Here is a 15002-nt window from a genome sequence, read left to right as displayed (position 1 = left end):
GCGCTTACGGACCGCCGTCCCCGGCAATAGCTAGGGGTATGTCGAGCCGCTGCCGGGAGGCTGGAGCATGAGCATCTGGTGGTCACTCCATCTGCGGCGCGAGGCCGCGAGCGTTCCGCTCGCCCGGCGCCTGTTCCTCGGCACCATGGAGACGGCCGGGGTCGATCCCGACGTGTCCTACGAGCTGTCGGTGGCGCTGACCGAGGCGTGTGCCAACGCGGTCGAGCACGGGGGCGGCGCCGCCGCGGGCCGCGGTTCGGAGGCGTACCGGGTGACGGCCTTCCTCGACGGGGAGACCTGCCGGATCGAGGTCGCCGACGCCGGTCCCGGTTTCCCCGGGGCACCGCCCGTCCGGGCGGCCGGTCAGGACGCCGAGAGCGGCCGCGGGCTCCGGCTGATCGAGGAGCTCTCCGACCACGTGCACTTCGGCCGCTCGGGCCGGGGCGGCGCGGTGGTCAGCTTCGACAAGCTCCTGAAGTGGAAGGACAGCCCGTCCCTCCTGATGGCCTGAAACCGCGTGCGGGGCCCCTCGGAAGGGGCCCCGCACGCGGGACGGGGTCAGCCCCTCAGGGCCGCCATCCACGCCTCGACCTCGTCGGAGCGGCGCGGCAGCTGCTCGGAGAGGTTCCGGTTGCCGTCCTCGGTGACGAGGATGTCGTCCTCGATCCGGACGCCGATGCCGCGGTACTCCTCCGGCACGGTCAGGTCGTCGGCCTGGAAGTAGAGCCCGGGCTCGACGGTCAGGCACATGCCCGGCTCCAGCGTGGTGTCGACGTACGCCTCGGTGCGCGCGGCGGCGCAGTCGTGGACGTCCATGCCGAGCATGTGGCCGGTGCCGTGGAGGGTCCAGCGGCGCTGGAGGCCCAGCTCCAGGACGCGGTCGACCGGGCCCTCGACGAGGCCCCACTCGACGAGCTTCTCGGCGAGCACCCGCTGGGCGGCGTCGTGGAAGTCGCGGTAGGCGGCGCCGGGCTTCACCGCGGCGATGCCGGCCTCCTGCGCCTCGTACACGGCGTCGTAGATCTTGCGCTGGATCTCCGTGTACCGGCCGTTGATCGGCAGGGTGCGGGTGACGTCGGCGGTGTAGAGCTCGGTGGTCTCGACGCCGGCGTCGAGGAGGAGCAGGTCGCCGGAGCGGACGGCGCCGTCGTTGCGGACCCAGTGGAGGGTGCAGGCGTGCGGGCCGGCGGCGGCGATGGTGCCGTAGCCGACGTCGTTGCCCTCGACGCGGGCGCGGAGGAAGAAGGTGCCCTCGATGTAGCGCTCGCTGGTGGCCTCGGCCTTGTCGAGGACCTTCACGACGTCCTCGAAGCCGCGGGCGGTGGCGGCGCAGGCCTTCTCCAGCTCGGCGATCTCGAAGTCGTCCTTGATCAGACGGGCCTCGGAGAGGAAGATCCGCAGTTCCTCGTCGCGCTCGGCGGTGACCTTGTCGGTGAGGGCGGCCTCGATGCCGGCGTCGTGGCCGCGCACGGCACGGACCGGACCGGTGGCCTCCTTGAGGGCGGCGGCGAGCTCGCGGACGTCCTTCGCGGGCAGGCCGAGCAGCTGCTCCGCCTCGGCGAGGGAGTGGCGGCGGCCGACCCACAGCTCGCCCATGCCGTCGAGCCAGAACTCGCCGTTCTCACGGTTCGAGCGCGGCAGCAGGTAGATCGTGGCGTCGTGGCCGGTCGCGGTCGGCTCCAGGACCAGGACGCCGTCGTGGGTCTGGTCGCCGGTGAGGTACGCGTACTCGGTGGAGGCGCGGAAGCTGTACTCGGTGTCGTTCGACCGGGTCTTCAGGTTGCCGGCCGGGATCACCAGGCGCTCGCCCGGGAAGCGGGCGGAGAGTGCCGCCCGGCGCGCGGCGGTCTCGGCCGCCTGCGGGATCGGCTCCAGCCCGGTCAGCTCCGTGTCGGCCCAGCCGGACTTCATGTTCTCGGCGAGCTCGTCGGAGACGCCCGGGTACAGGCCGTTCTTCCGCTGCTTGATCGGCTCTTCGGCCTCGTCCGGGGTCTCCGGGGTGAGCTCATCGGCCACGGGTCTGCCTCCTCTTGGTACGACACTGAACCCCCTCCATCGTACGGTCGTGCGGAAGGGGGCCCAGGGCCGGAAGACCCGTTACCGCGCGGTCACAACGCGGTCACCGCCCGCTCGGTGCCCGCTCAGTCGAAGCGGGCCGCGAGCAGGACCACGTCCTCGCCCTCCGGGGCCGGGCCGAGCCCGTCCGGAAGCACGGTCCGCAGGACGTGGTCGGCGATCGCGCCCGGGTCGTCCCGGTCCGCCGCCGGCACGCTCGCGGCGGCCGCGTGGAGCCGGGCGAAGGCCCGGTCGATGGGGTCGCCGGTACGCCGCAGCAGCCCGTCCGTGTAGAGCAGCACCGTTTCTCCGGGCGCGGGGGACAGCTCCACGCTGGGCGCCTCCCAGCAGGAGAGCATCCCGAGCGGGGCGGAGAGCGAGGTCTCCACGTACTCGGTGCGGTGTTCGCCGATGAGCAGCGGCGGGGCGTGCCCGGCGCCGGCCAGGACGAGGCGGCGGCGGGCGGGCTCGGCGTAGGCGAAGAGGGCGGTGGCGGAGCGGGCCGGCTCGGTGAGCCGGAGCAGCAGCTCCAGGTCGGAGAGGACGGCGACAGGGTCCTCGCCCTCCATCACCGCGTACGCGCGCAGCGAGGCGCGGAGCCGGCCCATGGCGGCCAGGGCGCTCGGTCCGGTGCCGGAGACCGAGCCGACGGAGAGGCCGAGGGCGCCCTCGGGCAGCGGCAGGGCGTCGTACCAGTCGCCGCCGCCCCGGGGGCCGGTGCGGTGGCGGGCGGCGAGGCGGACGCCGGGGACGCGGGGGAGCCGGCTCGGGAGCAGCTCCTCGGCGACGGTGGAGACCTGGACGCGGGCGCGCTCGACCTGGAGGAGGTGGGCGAGGTGCTCGGTGGCGAAGCGGCCGTAGAGGCCGACGAGGTGGCGCTGGCGGTCGGTGGGGGCGGCCGGCTCGTCGTAGAGCCAGACGCCGGCGCCGAGGCGGCCGGTCTCCTCGGTGGCGAGGGGGAGGGCGTAGCTGGCGGCGTAGCCGAGGCGGGCGGCGACCTCGCGGTGGCGGGGGTCGAGGCCCTCCTCGGCGCGGACGTCGGGGATGGCGATGGGCTCCGGGACGCGGGTGGCGCCGTACGGGTCCGACGGGTCGGGGAGCCCGTCGAGGAGGCGGCCGTAGCTGGTGGCGCTGCGGGGGACGGTCTCGATGGTGCCGAGGTCGGCGTGGGCGAGGCCGAGGCCGATGGTGGTGGCGGGGCCGAGGCCGTCGGCCGGTTCGAGGACGGCCATGCCGCGGCGGGCGCCCACGAGGGCGGCTCCGGCGCCGAGGAGTTCGCGCAGGGCCTCGTCGAGGGTGGAGGTCCTGATGAGCCGCTCGGTGAGTTCGTGGAGGGTGGTGAGGTCGGAGACCCAGCCGGCCAGGCGGTCGGTGATCAGGGCGCCGGGGGCGGGGGCGCCGTCGGCCGGTGCCGCGGCGGCGGGGACGCCCGCGAGGGGCGCCTTAGTGTGCGGTGGCGCGGGAACCGTGGAATCGATTCCGGCCACTTTCGGGACGTGCTTCGGCAGGTGTGGGGAGCTCATCTCGGTCGGCTTTCCGACCGGTGCGTTTGACGCCATGGCATCGCAAACCCCCATGTCATATTGCGCCGCTCGATGTCTCCACATGTACACGCACCCGAGGAGCGATGTCCAGCATCGTCCCGGTGGGACTTGTGGTGTCCGAGGGGCGTTCCGGGTGGTCCTCCGGGAGGTCGCGCACAGGGGTTGAAGTGGGATGGAAGTTGGCTGAAAATTGACCCCGCTGTGCACCATTTGCGGTCGACTGGCGTCGTTTGAAAGCGCGTCATCCCGAGCATGCGGGGTACGTAATCGATGGCAGGCAGGGGCAGTTGGAAGTGCCCCGGAATCGAGATGCGGAACCCCGGCGTCGTACGTGCCGCAGGCCGCAGCCCCTCCCCGCGTGGCGGGGATCGTGTTCTCAACCGGCTTCGACCTGACTGTGACCCGGCCCCGTTCCGGCCGGCCCCGCTCCCGCCCGGGGCGGCGCACCGCCGACGCTGTACGCGCTGATACGCACGGTGAAGAGATCTGCACGTGGTGTGATGTGGATTCGGCGTTCAACGGAAAGGAACGAGCGCTCATGCGCGAGATCCTCGGAAGGCGACGCAGGCTCCGGTTCCGGCGCAAGGCGAGGGCCGCACGACAGGACGCGGCGGTCGCCTTCGCGGTCGAGTGGGACTGGCCCGTCCTGCCGGGCGTGGGCCTGAAGGAGCCCGCCCGTACGGCGAAGAGCTCCAGCGGCGACGGGCCGGTGTGCGCCTGCCCCGACCCCGGTTGTGTGGTCCCCGGCGCGCACCCCTTCGACCCCGGCCTCCTCGCCGCCACCACCGACGAGCGGATGATCCGCTGGTGGTGGACCCGGCGCCCGGACGCCCCGATCGTGCTGGCCACCGGCGGCCGCGCCCCGTGCGCGGTGAGCCTCCCGGCCGTCGCGGGCACGCGCGCGCTGCGGGCCCTCGACGCGGCGGGCATGCGCTTCGGACCGGTGGTGGCGACGCCGACCCGCTGGTCGATCCTGGTCGCCCCGTACGGCCTGGAGCGCCTCGGCGAGCTGCTGTACGCGAAGGACAGCGTGCCCAGCTCGCTGCGGTTCCATGGAGAGGGCGGCTATCTGTTGCTGCCGCCGTCCACGGCGGGCACCGGGCAGGTCCGCTGGGAGCGGGCGCCGCTCGCGGGCTCCGCCCGGCCGTGGCTGCCGGACGTGGAGGCGGTGGTGGACGCCCTGGTCGAGGCGAGCACGGCCGCACCGGGCGGCGGGAGCCGGCTCGCCTACTGAGCCGCGCCGAGCGGTACCGGGGGTGCGCGAGGCGCACCGAGCCGTACCGGGGTGTACCGGGGCAGGCTGAGCCGGACCGAGGCGTGCTGGGCCTGTCGAGTCGTACCGGGCCGCGGGGCCCCGGGGGCCTGTCGCCGTTCACCCGAACGGGTGTGTCCTGGGTCGACGCGTAGGGGAATCGGGCGTGCGGCCCGCCGGGGGCCCGTCCCGCGCCGGTAGGTTCGCCCCACGGTCCGTGATCGTTCCCGAACAGAGCAGGTGGGGCGCATGAGTCGGCTGAGCCCGGCGAAACTCCGCGTGGCCGGCCTCGGCACCGCCGTCGCGATCGCCGTCCTGGTGCCGCTCGCCGCGAAGGCCGGCCCGTCGGACGACGCCCCGCCGCGCGCGGCGGCCCCGGCACCGGCCGACGCGAAGCCGGCCGACGCGAAGCCGGGCGGGACGGAGCCGGGCGGGACGGAGCCGGGCGGGACGGACGCCGGTCGCGGCGGGCCGGTCGGGGAGCTGTTCGGCGGCCTGGAGCTCGGCCGGGAGGACCGTACCGCCGCGGACCCCGCCGCTTCCGCGCCCGCGCCCGTTCCCGCTCCGGTGCCGGAGCGGACCGCGGCGCGCCCCGCCGCCCCCGCCGGGGTGCCCGAGCGGGTCAGCCGCTGCGGCCCCGAACTCGCCTCGCCCGAGGGCGTCGAGGCGCAGACCTGCGTCCTGGCGGAGGGGCCGGACGTCTGGGCGCGCGCCTACTACCGCAACGCCACCGGACGGGAGATCGACGCGATCCTGACCCTCATGGCGCCCGGCGGGCGGACGGTCCAGGTGCGCTGCGCGGTGCCCGCGCGGGACGAGCCGGAGACCTGTGAGACGCCGAGGGAGCCGGGGGCGGGCGCGGCCCGCGCGCACACGGCCGTGGCGGAGTTCGCGGGGGAGGACGAGGGCGGCGAGGCGCCGCTGCTGCTCCGGGCGGGCAGCAACACGGCTGACGGCGAAGCGAGTTGAGGGGGGCGGCCCCGGCGCGACGGCGGGGCGGGCATGGAAACGCCCGGTCGCTGGCGACGGGGGATGCACCAGCGACCGGGCTCCCTGAACGGTAACAAGAGATCTGCGGTTCGCAAATTCGATCTCGGTTATTCGGACAGGGATTTACCGCTCCGTAGGTTCCGCTGTGGCGGAAGTCACCGACTGGTCGGTCTGTCAGTCACCGATACCACCTGGGGTATCAGCTGAGAGTCACCTGACGGTTCGTGAGGCCGCCGCGCGCACGCCGCTCCTCGGCGGTCAGCGGGGCGTCCTGGCCGAGCGCCTCGGCCAGTCGCTCGGCGAACTCGGCGGCGGGCTTCTCGCACTCCTCGGCGGTCATCGCCGACGGCAGGTCCCACACCGGGACCATCAGGCCGTGGGCGCGGAAGGAGCCGACCAGACGGGTGTCCGCGCCGAGCGAGGTGGCGCCGGCGACGTGGAGGCGGGCGAGCGCGTCGAGCAGCTTCTCCTCCGGGTGCGGCATGACCCAGCGCAGGTGGTTCTTCTCCGGCGTCTCGCACCAGTAGGCGGCGTCGACCGAGGCCAGCTTCACCGTCGGGATCGCGGCGGCGTTGGCCCGCTCCAGGGAGGCGGCGACCTCGGGGTCGGCGCCGTCCGCCGACTGCGGGATCCAGAACTCGAAGCCGGTGTGGACCTCGGGCACGAACGGCGCGTCCGTGTCGAGCAGGTCCTGGAGGCGCGGGCCCTCGGGCTCGACGCGGCGCGGCGGCACCGGGTTGCCGGGCTCGGTCTCCAGCGCGCGCTGGAGGGTGTCGGCGAGGTCGCGGGAGAGGTCGCCGGAGGTGCCGTCGTTCTGCAGGGCGAGCAGGACGGAGCCGTCGTCGCGGCGGAGCGCGGGCCAGGCCATCGGCAGGACCGTCGCGAGCGTCACCGACGGAACGCCCTCGGGCAGCCCGCCCTTGAGGGTGAGCGGCACGGTGGCGGCGGGCACCAGCTCGCGCAGCGCGACCAGGTCGCACTCGCCGGGCAGGCCCTCGAAGGGGCGCTGGACGTGCTCGGTCGCGGCGTGCGCGGCGGCCCGGCCGTGGCACGCCTTGTAGCGGCGGCCCGAACCGCACGGGCAGGGCTCGCGCGCGCCGACGACCGGGATCTCCCCGTTCGTGACCTGTGCCTGGCCGCTCTTGCCGGCCTTCGTCTGGGGGCGCTTCTTGGCCATGGTGTGGCTTTCTCCCGATCGCGGTGCTGTGTCGGGCGCGAGCCTAGCCGCCCGGACGCCGCCGGAGGCTCCGCCGTGCCCGGACCGTCCGCCGGGGCGCCCGCCTGTCCGGTGCCTGTCCGGAGCGGCGGCGGACGCGGGCACGGACGCGGATCCGGAGCCCGCGAGGACGTCGGATCCGGTACGCGCTCCGCGGCGCGGACACCGGGCCGGAGCCGGTGTCCGCCGACGGGCCCGGCGCCCCTCAGTCCAGGTCGTCGTACGCGTCGAGGAGGTCGAAGCCGCAGCCGCCGGCGCCGACCCGGGCCGCGAAGTCCTCGCGGCGGTGCCCCTCCGTGACGATCACCCAGACCGTGACCTCGCCGGTCGCGCTGTCGCGCACGCCCCAGTCCTGGGCCAGGGCGCCGATGATGTTGAGCCCGCGTCCGCCGCGCGCCGTGACCGACGGCGTCGACGGAACGGGTCTCGTGGGACCGCCCCCGTCCGTCACCTCGACCGTCAGCCCGCCCGACGGATCGAGCCGCCAGGCCGCCAGCACGTCGCCCTCTCCCCGGTCGCCCCGGCCCAGCGGACTGCCGTGCCGGCAGGCGTTGCTGAGCAGTTCGGACAGGATCAGGACCGCGTCGTCGACGACCGATTCCGACACTCCGCTGCGGTACAGCTCGTCCCGCATCCGGTGTCGCGCTTCCCCCACGCCCGCAGGGCCATGGGGTACGGCCATGCTCGACGACGTGGGCACCTTCTGTGCCACCACCAACGCCACCCCCGAGACCTCCTTCGCCCCACGCCACCGTGTGGATGCCCCGGGGACCCCGGCCGGAAACCGCCTGTTCCGGGTGGTGTGGAGCACAAGTGACGATCGCGTACGTGCCGAACGCTCCGAACGCGCCGGTGCGCCCCCCTCGCGGGCCCCCCCGCTCCGGCCGCCGGGGAGCGGTTCAGGCGCGCCCGAGGTGGGCGAGGACCTGCCGGGGGCGGTTGGTGATGATCGCGTCGACGCCGAGCCGCAGGCAGAGCTCGACGTCCTCGGGTTCGTCCACCGTCCAGACGTGGACCTGGTGGCCGGCCTTCTGGAGGCGCAGGATGACGGCCGGGTGGTGCCGGACGATCCGGATGGACGGCCCCGCCACGCGCGCGCCCGCGGGCAGGCGCCCGTCGCGCAGCCGGGGGGTGACGAACTGGGCGAGGGAGACGGTCGGCAGCTCCGGCGCGGCGGCGGAGATCCGCTGCAGGGAGCGGGCCGAGAAGCTCATGACCCGTACCGGGGACTCCTCGGCCGTCACGGGCGCGTGCAGCCCGAAACGCTTCAGGAGCGCGAGAAGCCGGTCCTCGACCTGGCCGGCCCAGCGGGTGGGGTGCTTGGTCTCGATGGCGAGCTCGACCCGCCGCCCGGCGTCGGAGACCAGCTCCAGGAGCCGCTCCAGGGTGAGGACCGAGGTGTACCCGGGGTCGCCCCAGTCGGGGAGCTCGCCCGGCTCCCCGGAGTCCTCGCGCTCCTTGAACGCCTTCCAGGCGCCGAAGTCCAGGGCGGCGAGGTCGGCGAGTTCGAGCGTGGAGACGGCGCCGCGACCGTTCGAGGTACGGTCGACCCGACGGTCGTGGACACAGACCAGGTGTCCGTCGGCCGTGAGCCGTACGTCGCACTCCAGGGCGTCGGCGCCGTCCTCGATGGCCTTCACATAGGCGGCCAGGGTGTGTTCCGGCGCGTCCTCGGAGGCCCCTCGGTGGGCGACGACCTGGACGGGGCCGCGGTTCGGTTGCTGCCGTGCGTGGGTCACCGCGTCATGGTGCCATTGGCGGGGCGGTGCGGGCACCCGAGACCTGTCCGTTCTGCCCGGTTATAAAGAATGGGGTGCCGACGCACAGCTCCGCCTTACCGCGGTCTGACGCCGGGTGGGAAAGGCTGGGCGCAGCACCCTGGAGCGAGTATCACCGTCCCCGCGCAGTGAACGAGGAGAGCGAGCTGTGAGCACCGAGAACGAGGGCACCGAGGTTCCGGCGGACCCGACTGCCCCGTCCGCCCCCGCCACGCCTCCCGCCCCCGCCGTGCCGCCGGTCCCGCCCGTGCCCCCGACCCCGGCTCCGGTCCAGGCCCCGGCCCAGGAGCCCGCTCCCGCGATGGCGGCCGCCTCCGCGGGCGGCCTGCCGCCGGCGCCTCCGGTCGTGCCGTCCTGGGCCGAGCCGGTCCCGGGCCCGCCCGCGGCCCCGGCCGCCCCGCGCAAGCGCACCGGCGGGCTCGTCGCGGCGGTCCTGGTCGCGGCGCTCGTCGCCGGCGGCATCGGCGGCGGCATCGGCTACTGGGCGGCCCAGCGCGAGGACGGGACCACGGCGTCGACGACGGTCTCCTCGGGCGAGGCCCCGGCCTCCTTCAAGCGGGACCCGGGCACGGTCGCGGCGGTCGCCGCGAAGGCGCTGCCGAGCGTGGTCACCATCCAGGCGAAGTCGGGCGACGTGCAGGGCGAGGGCGGCACCGGCACCGGCTTCGTCTACGACCAGGAGGGCCACATCGTCACCAACAACCACGTGGTGGCGTCGGCGGCGGAGGGCGGCACGCTCTCCGCGACCTTCTCGGACGGCAGGACGTACGACGCCGAGGTCGTCGGCCGGGCCGAGGGCTACGACGTGGCGGTGCTCAAGCTGAAGGAGGCCCCCAAGGGGCTGAAGCCGCTGCCGCTGGGCGATTCGGACAAGGTGGCGGTCGGCGACTCGACGATCGCGATCGGCGCGCCCTTCGGCCTCTCCAACACGGTGACGACCGGCATCATCAGCGCCAAGAACCGCCCGGTGGCCTCGGGCGACGGCGGCCGCAGCAACTCGTACATGAGCGCGCTGCAGACGGACGCCTCGATCAACCCGGGCAACTCGGGCGGCCCGCTGCTGGACGCGGCCGGCGCGGTGATCGGCATCAACTCGGCGATCCAGTCCACCGGCGGCGGCTACGGCCAGTCCCAGGCGGGTTCGATCGGCCTCGGCTTCGCGATCCCGGTCAACCAGGCGAAGGCGGTGGCCGAGCAGCTGATCAAGACCGGCAAGCCGGTCTACCCGGTGATCGGCGCGACCGTGAACATGAACGATAAGGGCGAGGGCGCGACCATCGCGGAGCAGGGCGCGGGCGGTACGGCGGCGGTGACGCCGGACGGCCCGGCGGCCAAGGCCGGCCTGCGGCCCGGCGACGTGATCACCGGCTTCGGGAACCGCACGATCGACAGCGGCCCCACCCTCATCAGCGAGATCTGGACCCACAAGCCGGGCGACTCGGTGAAGATCACCTACGAGCGGGACGGCAAGCCGGCGACGACGACGGTCGTCCTCGGCGAGCGCACCGGCGACAGCTGACCCACGCGCGCGTGGCGGCCCGCGCGTCGACGACGGACGGCGGCGCCGGGGATCCGCCCCGGCGCCGCCGCCGTCCGCGGGCCGGCCGTCCTACCGCTCCCGGCTCTGGGCGGCGCCGGTGACGCCCCAGTTGTTGTCGGCGTTCAGGCTGACCCGGATGTCGCCGATGTCGAGGCGCCGGCCCGGCCGGCCGGCGGGCTCGTCGTCGCCCATGATGAGCATCGGGTCGAGCATCACCACGGCCGCGGCGAGGACCAGGAAGATGAGCGGTCCGACCAGCAGCGGCAGCACGTCGAGGGCGGAGGAGCCGTCGCCGACGGCGGCGTGGGCGTCGTGGGCGACCCGGACGCCGACGGCGGCCATCCCCGTGTAGTGCATGCCGGTGACGGCGATGCCCATGATGACGCTCGCGCCGAGGCTGGCGAGCAGGCCCCGGACGGAGACGGCCGCCCAGAGGGCGGCGGTCGCGGCGACGACGGCGATGAGGACGGAGAGCGCGACGACACCGGGCGCGTACGTGAGGGAACCGTTCATCCGCATGGCGGCCATGCCCAGGTAGTGCATCCCCGCGACGCCGAGGCCGGTGAAGAGGCCGGCGGTGAGCAGCGGGACCGGCCGGGCGCCGCGGTAGCCGACGGTGAAGACCCCGGCGCCGACGACGAGCACCGCGACCAGCAGGCTGAGGAAGGTCAGCGGGCCGTCGTACGAGATCGCCGTCTCGCTCACCCGGAAGCCGAGCATCGCGATGAAGTGCATGGTCCAGATCCCGCACCCGATGGACGCGGCTCCGAGCGCCAGCCACCCGGGCTTGCGGGCCCGGCCGCTCGCGAGCGACCGCACGGTGCACCGCAGTCCCAGCGCGCTGCCCAGGCAGGCCATCACGTAGCCCACCAGGGGCGTGACCATGCCGTAGCCGAACCCGTCGATCGTGCCCTGCACCCTGCGTCCCTCGGTCCTTCTCAAAAAACGTGAAGATGTTGTGAACGGACTTTAACCCTCCGTTTCGGATGATCTTCAGGCGCCCCGGGCATCCCGGACGCTCCGGACGCCGCCCCGTCAACCCGCCCAAGATCGTCACGCTCTCCCCCGCCCCCTCCCCCCACCCGGTACGCTGTAGCCCGCTCCGCCCCAAGCGGTCCGGAGCGAGGGTGGGTTGCCCGAGCGGCCTAAGGGAACGGTCTTGAAAACCGTCGAGGCAGCGATGTCTCCGTGGGTTCAAATCCCACACCCACCGCAGCGCGTGAGAGCCTCCGACCGGCGTGACCGGTCGGAGGCTCGCGGCTTTTCCGGGGCGGGGCGGCCCTTCAGGGGTGGGGGTGGCTGCGGGCCTGCGGACTGTTCAGGCAGAGGGCGATGTTGCGGACCGCGGCGGTGAGCTCCTCGATCACCCGGGCCGCCTGCTCGGCGTTGTGGAAGGCCGGCGGGGAGGTGAGGGAGCGGCTCAGCTCCTCCGCGGCCCGGACGGCGGGCGAGGCGTCCGGGACGGACACCGGGACGGGAGCCGGCGCGGACGCGGCGGGTGCGGACGCGGGTGCGGGGGCCGGTGAGGGAGCGGACGCGGGCATGGCGGTCTGGGTGGTGACCTGGGGGGTGTGGGCGGCCTGTGCGGCGTGGGGGGACTGGCCGGCCTGGGAGGCCGGCGGCGGGGCCGAGGGGTACGGGCCGGGCTCCGGCCGGTAGTCGTCGAAGGCGGGGGAGAAGGCGCCGGAGCCGGTGACCAGGGAGGAGTGCGCCTCCTCCTGGGGGTGCGGCGCCGTGGAGCCCTGGCCGTGCGGCGCCGTGGAGCCCTGGCCGTGCGGCAGGGCGGGGCCGTGGGCGGCGGTGAGGACGGCGGCCGGGTCCTGGTCGTGGCGGGGCTGGGGCAGGAAGAAGTGGTCGAAGCCGGGGAAGGCCGGGGCGGGCGGATGCGCGGTGGGCTGGGGGTACTTGGCCTGCCACTGCGCGCGGTAGAACGCCACCTGGTCCTCGCAGGCGGCCCGGGCGTGGAAGACCGCGGTGTCCTCGCCCAGGTCCGGGTACCAGAGGTTGGGACCGGGGAAGCGCACGGTCCGCATGCGCGGCTTGATCAGCTCGGCGCATCCCATGCAGCAGCCCTCCGGCACGATGAGCGGGATCCCGCCGCTCTGCTCCGGGAGGCGGGGGCCGCCCTCGGGGCTGTACTCCCCGTGGTGGCAGGGCGGGAGCTCTCCGCAGGCCCGGCAGACGGCGTAGTGCTCGGGGAGGACCTGCCAGTCCTGACTGGCGGGGGCGCACCAGTGCTTCGGCGCGGAGCGGGGGAGGTTCTCGTCGCGGAGCACCAGGACCACCGGGCGCTTGTAGAAGTCGCCGCGGTCCGAAGCCGGCTTGACCGCCTGGTTGTTGACCCGCCGCAGCTCGTTGGCGTGCCACCACAGCTCCATGTGGTCGCGCCACGCCTTCTCGTAGGCCTCCGGCCAGTGGGCGTTGGGGTAGCCGGTGATCTCCAGGACCCGCCACGCCCGCCGGTCGAGCACGACGATGGCGCCGGCCCGCAGCCGCAGGTGGGTCCCCTCGTCCCCCTCGTCCGGCCAGTCGTGGCGGCCGATGAGGGTGGGCTGGTCCGGGAGCCACCTGCGAATCTGCATGACACGCTCCTAGGCGACGAGACGTCGTGGTTTCAACTGGGGCAGTAGGTGAAATTCTGGATAATTTAGGCGCGGGTGGGGGGTTAGACACGCGCATATCTCCTTTCGCTTCAGGGTGAAAACACCCGTTGGACCGGCCATTTCCCCCTTCCCGGCCGGGAGGAGCCGTGGAAGTCGGGACCGGGGCCGACGGTTCCGGCAGGTGCGCGGCGGAGGCCGGAATGCCCACTCGTACGTGTGACACCGCTTCCGTCGCGTCGGCCCGTAGGTATGCATTGCTCCCCGTACCGGCCGTTCCGAGCCCCGGAGAGGGGTCCGCGGGCCGGCGGAGTGGGGTAAAAGCGGCTGCGCCCTCCACCGGCCCGGCGGGAGGATGGAAGGGGCGGGAGCCGTCCCGGGAGCCGAGGAGGGCGTCATGGTCCGGATCGTGCTGGTGCGGGGGGACATCACCGCCGAGGCGGCGGACGCGGTGGTCAACGCCGCCAACTCGTCCCTGCTCGGGGGCGGAGGGGTCGACGGCGCCATCCACCGGAAGGGCGGGCCGGAGATCCTCGAAGCCTGCCGGGCGCTGCGCCGCTCGCACTACGGCAGGGGACTGCCGACCGGGAGGGCGGTCGCGACCACGGCCGGCCGGCTGCCCGCGCGGCACGTGATCCACACCGTGGGGCCGGTCTGGTCGGCGGACGAGGACCGGTCGGAACTGCTGGCCTCCTGCTACCGGGAGTCCCTGCGGGTGGCGGACGAACTGGGGGACCGTACGGTCGCCTTCCCCGCCGTCTCCACGGGCGTCTACGGCTGGCCGATCGACGACGGGGCGCGGATCGCGGTCGAGACCGTGCGGGCCGCGGAGACCGCGGTCGAGGAGGTGCGGTTCGTGCTCTTCGACGCCATCGCGTACGCGGCCTTCGAGGCGGCGGTCGGGGAGGCGGGCTGAACCGGAGGGCTCGAGCGGCGGTCGGGGAGGCGGGCTGAACCGGAGGGCCCGAGCGGCGGTCGGGGAGGCGGGCTGAACCGAAGGGCCCGAGCGGCGGTGGGGAGACGGGCTGAACCGGAGGGACCGAGCGGCGGCGGGGAGACGCGCCGAGGCGAAGGGTTCGGGCGGAGGCGGGTGGCCCGGGCGGAGACATCCGCTCGAAATTCCTTTCCCTGCCGATGAGATGCGTTCGATCGGGTCCGGGGGCCGACGGGCGGTCCCGGTCCGTTTTGTCGGGGGTTCTGGCGGAACGCTTCCTCTCTTGCGGCACACCGGTTCCCGGCCCGTTTCGCCACCCCTCCCCGCTGTGAGCTGGGGGTTTCTCGGCTACGAAGGGTTTATCGGCTTGTCCTCACGCTTGCGGGGGAATGCGGCCGTCCGGGGTGGTTCGCCGGGGATTCGGTGGGCAACTCTGGATTCGCGACGTCGAGCAGAGAACGACCGACCGGGGCGGTAGGCCAACCTCCCTGGTCAGGGCCGGAGTTCGCGGCCTTCCTTCAGATCAGCGTTTCCGTGCACAGCAGACTGGCTTCAGTTCCCGGAGGAACAGACATGGCAAGCATCCGTACCGCCCGCATCGTCGCCGCCGTCGCCGCCCTGCCGCTCGCCGCAGCCCTCTTCGGCGGCGTGGCGCAGGCCGACAACGGCGGCTTCGCGGACGACGGATCGAACACGAGCGTCGCCACCATCATCGGCAGCGGCGTGGGTGGCGACAACAACGGCAACTCGACCACCACGCAGCAGGTGGCGACCGGCTCCGGTGCCTCCAACCAGAACAACACGGCGAGTGTGAACGGCTCCGCCTTCACCCACATCGCCCAGTCGAACAACGTCGTCAACTTCACCCCGTGGTGGTGACGATCCCACGGGGACGGCCCGAGGGGGCGTGACCGCGGTGTGAACGGCGGCCCGTGCGGCGGTGCTTCGGCACCGTCGTGCGGGCCGCCTCGCCGTTCTCCCGCCCCGTGCGCCGCCCCGGGCGGGGTTCCCGGCGGGGTCTCGTGCCGGTCCCGCGCGGAGGGGAAGCCCCGTGCCTTGACACGGCGACCGTATCTGACGGACAGTCAGAAAC

13 protein-coding genes and 1 tRNA gene are annotated in these 15002 nt (G+C 74.0%); 7 read left to right on the top strand and 7 right to left on the bottom strand.

The features are described from left to right. The first annotated feature begins 67 nt into the window (after positions 1-67). Positions 68-511 (top strand): ATP-binding protein, encoded by a 444-nt coding sequence (locus tag AB0E83_RS00170; RefSeq protein WP_362103820.1) that lies wholly within the window; start codon positions 68-70, stop codon positions 509-511. Positions 512-558: 47 nt separating this feature from the next. Here the strand turns inward: AB0E83_RS00170 and AB0E83_RS00165 are convergent, their stop codons facing one another. Further along, positions 559-2016, bottom strand: a complete 1458-nt coding sequence (locus AB0E83_RS00165) for an aminopeptidase P family protein (protein WP_362103818.1) — start codon at positions 2014-2016, stop codon at positions 559-561. A 125-nt stretch (positions 2017-2141) separates the two neighbouring features. Beyond that, on the bottom strand, positions 2142-3632 hold the full coding sequence (locus AB0E83_RS00160) for a PP2C family protein-serine/threonine phosphatase (RefSeq protein WP_362103816.1): 1491 nt from the start codon (positions 3630-3632) through the stop codon (positions 2142-2144). Positions 3633-4137: 505 nt separating this feature from the next. Between AB0E83_RS00160 and AB0E83_RS00155 the strand changes: the two genes are divergently transcribed. Together AB0E83_RS00155 and AB0E83_RS00150 are read left to right on the top strand one after the other, a co-directional pair. After that, positions 4138-4833, top strand: a complete 696-nt coding sequence (locus AB0E83_RS00155) for a bifunctional DNA primase/polymerase (protein WP_362103814.1) — start codon at positions 4138-4140, stop codon at positions 4831-4833. A 267-nt stretch (positions 4834-5100) separates the two neighbouring features. Next, a complete protein-coding gene (locus tag AB0E83_RS00150) occupies positions 5101-5820 on the top strand; it encodes a hypothetical protein (RefSeq protein ID WP_362103812.1) in 720 nt (239 codons plus the stop codon). 220 nt (positions 5821-6040) lie between these two features. On the opposite strand, the gene AB0E83_RS00145 is transcribed toward AB0E83_RS00150, so the two are convergent. From AB0E83_RS00145 to AB0E83_RS00135, 3 genes are all read right to left on the bottom strand, one after another. Then, positions 6041-7018, bottom strand: coding sequence for a DUF5926 family protein (locus tag AB0E83_RS00145; RefSeq protein WP_362103811.1), 978 nt, complete (start codon positions 7016-7018; stop codon positions 6041-6043). Positions 7019-7262: 244 nt separating this feature from the next. Continuing rightward, on the bottom strand, positions 7263-7868 hold the full coding sequence (locus tag AB0E83_RS00140) for an ATP-binding protein (protein ID WP_362103809.1): 606 nt from the start codon (positions 7866-7868) through the stop codon (positions 7263-7265). Positions 7869-7956: 88 nt separating this feature from the next. Continuing rightward, positions 7957-8796, bottom strand: a complete 840-nt coding sequence (locus AB0E83_RS00135) for a glycerophosphodiester phosphodiesterase (protein WP_362103807.1) — start codon at positions 8794-8796, stop codon at positions 7957-7959. Between the two features lie 187 nt (positions 8797-8983). Here AB0E83_RS00135 and AB0E83_RS00130 point away from each other — a divergent pair, with 187 nt between their 5' ends. Next, positions 8984-10354: a trypsin-like peptidase domain-containing protein gene (locus tag AB0E83_RS00130; protein ID WP_362103806.1), complete on the top strand. Its 1371-nt coding sequence runs from the start codon at positions 8984-8986 to the stop codon at positions 10352-10354. Positions 10355-10444: 90 nt separating this feature from the next. Here AB0E83_RS00130 and AB0E83_RS00125 read toward each other — a convergent pair whose 3' ends face one another. After that, positions 10445-11293 (bottom strand): MHYT domain-containing protein, encoded by an 849-nt coding sequence (locus tag AB0E83_RS00125; RefSeq protein ID WP_362103804.1) that lies wholly within the window; start codon positions 11291-11293, stop codon positions 10445-10447. Between the two features lie 208 nt (positions 11294-11501). Between AB0E83_RS00125 and AB0E83_RS00120 the strand changes: the two genes are divergently transcribed. Further along, positions 11502-11588: transfer RNA gene (locus AB0E83_RS00120), tRNA-Ser, on the top strand. A 70-nt stretch (positions 11589-11658) separates the two neighbouring features. On the opposite strand, the gene AB0E83_RS00115 is transcribed toward AB0E83_RS00120, so the two are convergent. Continuing rightward, the gene (locus tag AB0E83_RS00115; RefSeq protein ID WP_362103802.1) at positions 11659-12957 is read right to left on the bottom strand and encodes a hypothetical protein; all 1299 of its coding nucleotides are present in this window, start codon (positions 12955-12957) and stop codon (positions 11659-11661) included. A gap of 415 nt (positions 12958-13372) precedes the next feature. Here AB0E83_RS00115 and AB0E83_RS00110 point away from each other — a divergent pair, with 415 nt between their 5' ends. Together AB0E83_RS00110 and AB0E83_RS00105 are read left to right on the top strand one after the other, a co-directional pair. Beyond that, positions 13373-13891, top strand: a complete 519-nt coding sequence (locus tag AB0E83_RS00110) for an O-acetyl-ADP-ribose deacetylase (protein WP_362103800.1) — start codon at positions 13373-13375, stop codon at positions 13889-13891. 591 nt (positions 13892-14482) lie between these two features. Further along, complete coding sequence (locus AB0E83_RS00105) at positions 14483-14788, top strand: hypothetical protein (protein WP_362103798.1); 306 nt, start codon at positions 14483-14485, stop codon at positions 14786-14788. The last annotated feature ends 214 nt before the right edge of the window (positions 14789-15002 follow it).

Origin of the sequence: Streptomyces sp. NPDC035033 (assembly GCF_040636735.1) — a bacterium.
Lineage (GTDB): Bacteria > Actinomycetota > Actinomycetes > Streptomycetales > Streptomycetaceae > Streptomyces.
Note: the sequence above shows the minus strand (reverse complement) of the source record. Positions and strands in the feature narration are given on the sequence as shown.

Coding starts and splice junctions, on each gene's coding strand:
- AB0E83_RS00170 (WP_362103820.1), top strand. CDS start 68: ATGAGCATCTGGTGGTCACTCCATCTGCGGCGCGAGGCCGCGAGCGTT.
- AB0E83_RS00160 (WP_362103816.1), bottom strand. CDS start 3,632: ATGGGGGTTTGCGATGCCATGGCGTCAAACGCACCGGTCGGAAAGCCG.
- AB0E83_RS00155 (WP_362103814.1), top strand. CDS start 4,138: ATGCGCGAGATCCTCGGAAGGCGACGCAGGCTCCGGTTCCGGCGCAAG.
- AB0E83_RS00150 (WP_362103812.1), top strand. CDS start 5,101: ATGAGTCGGCTGAGCCCGGCGAAACTCCGCGTGGCCGGCCTCGGCACC.
- AB0E83_RS00145 (WP_362103811.1), bottom strand. CDS start 7,018: ATGGCCAAGAAGCGCCCCCAGACGAAGGCCGGCAAGAGCGGCCAGGCA.
- AB0E83_RS00115 (WP_362103802.1), bottom strand. CDS start 12,957: ATGCAGATTCGCAGGTGGCTCCCGGACCAGCCCACCCTCATCGGCCGC.
- AB0E83_RS00110 (WP_362103800.1), top strand. CDS start 13,373: ATGGTCCGGATCGTGCTGGTGCGGGGGGACATCACCGCCGAGGCGGCG.
- AB0E83_RS00105 (WP_362103798.1), top strand. CDS start 14,483: ATGGCAAGCATCCGTACCGCCCGCATCGTCGCCGCCGTCGCCGCCCTG.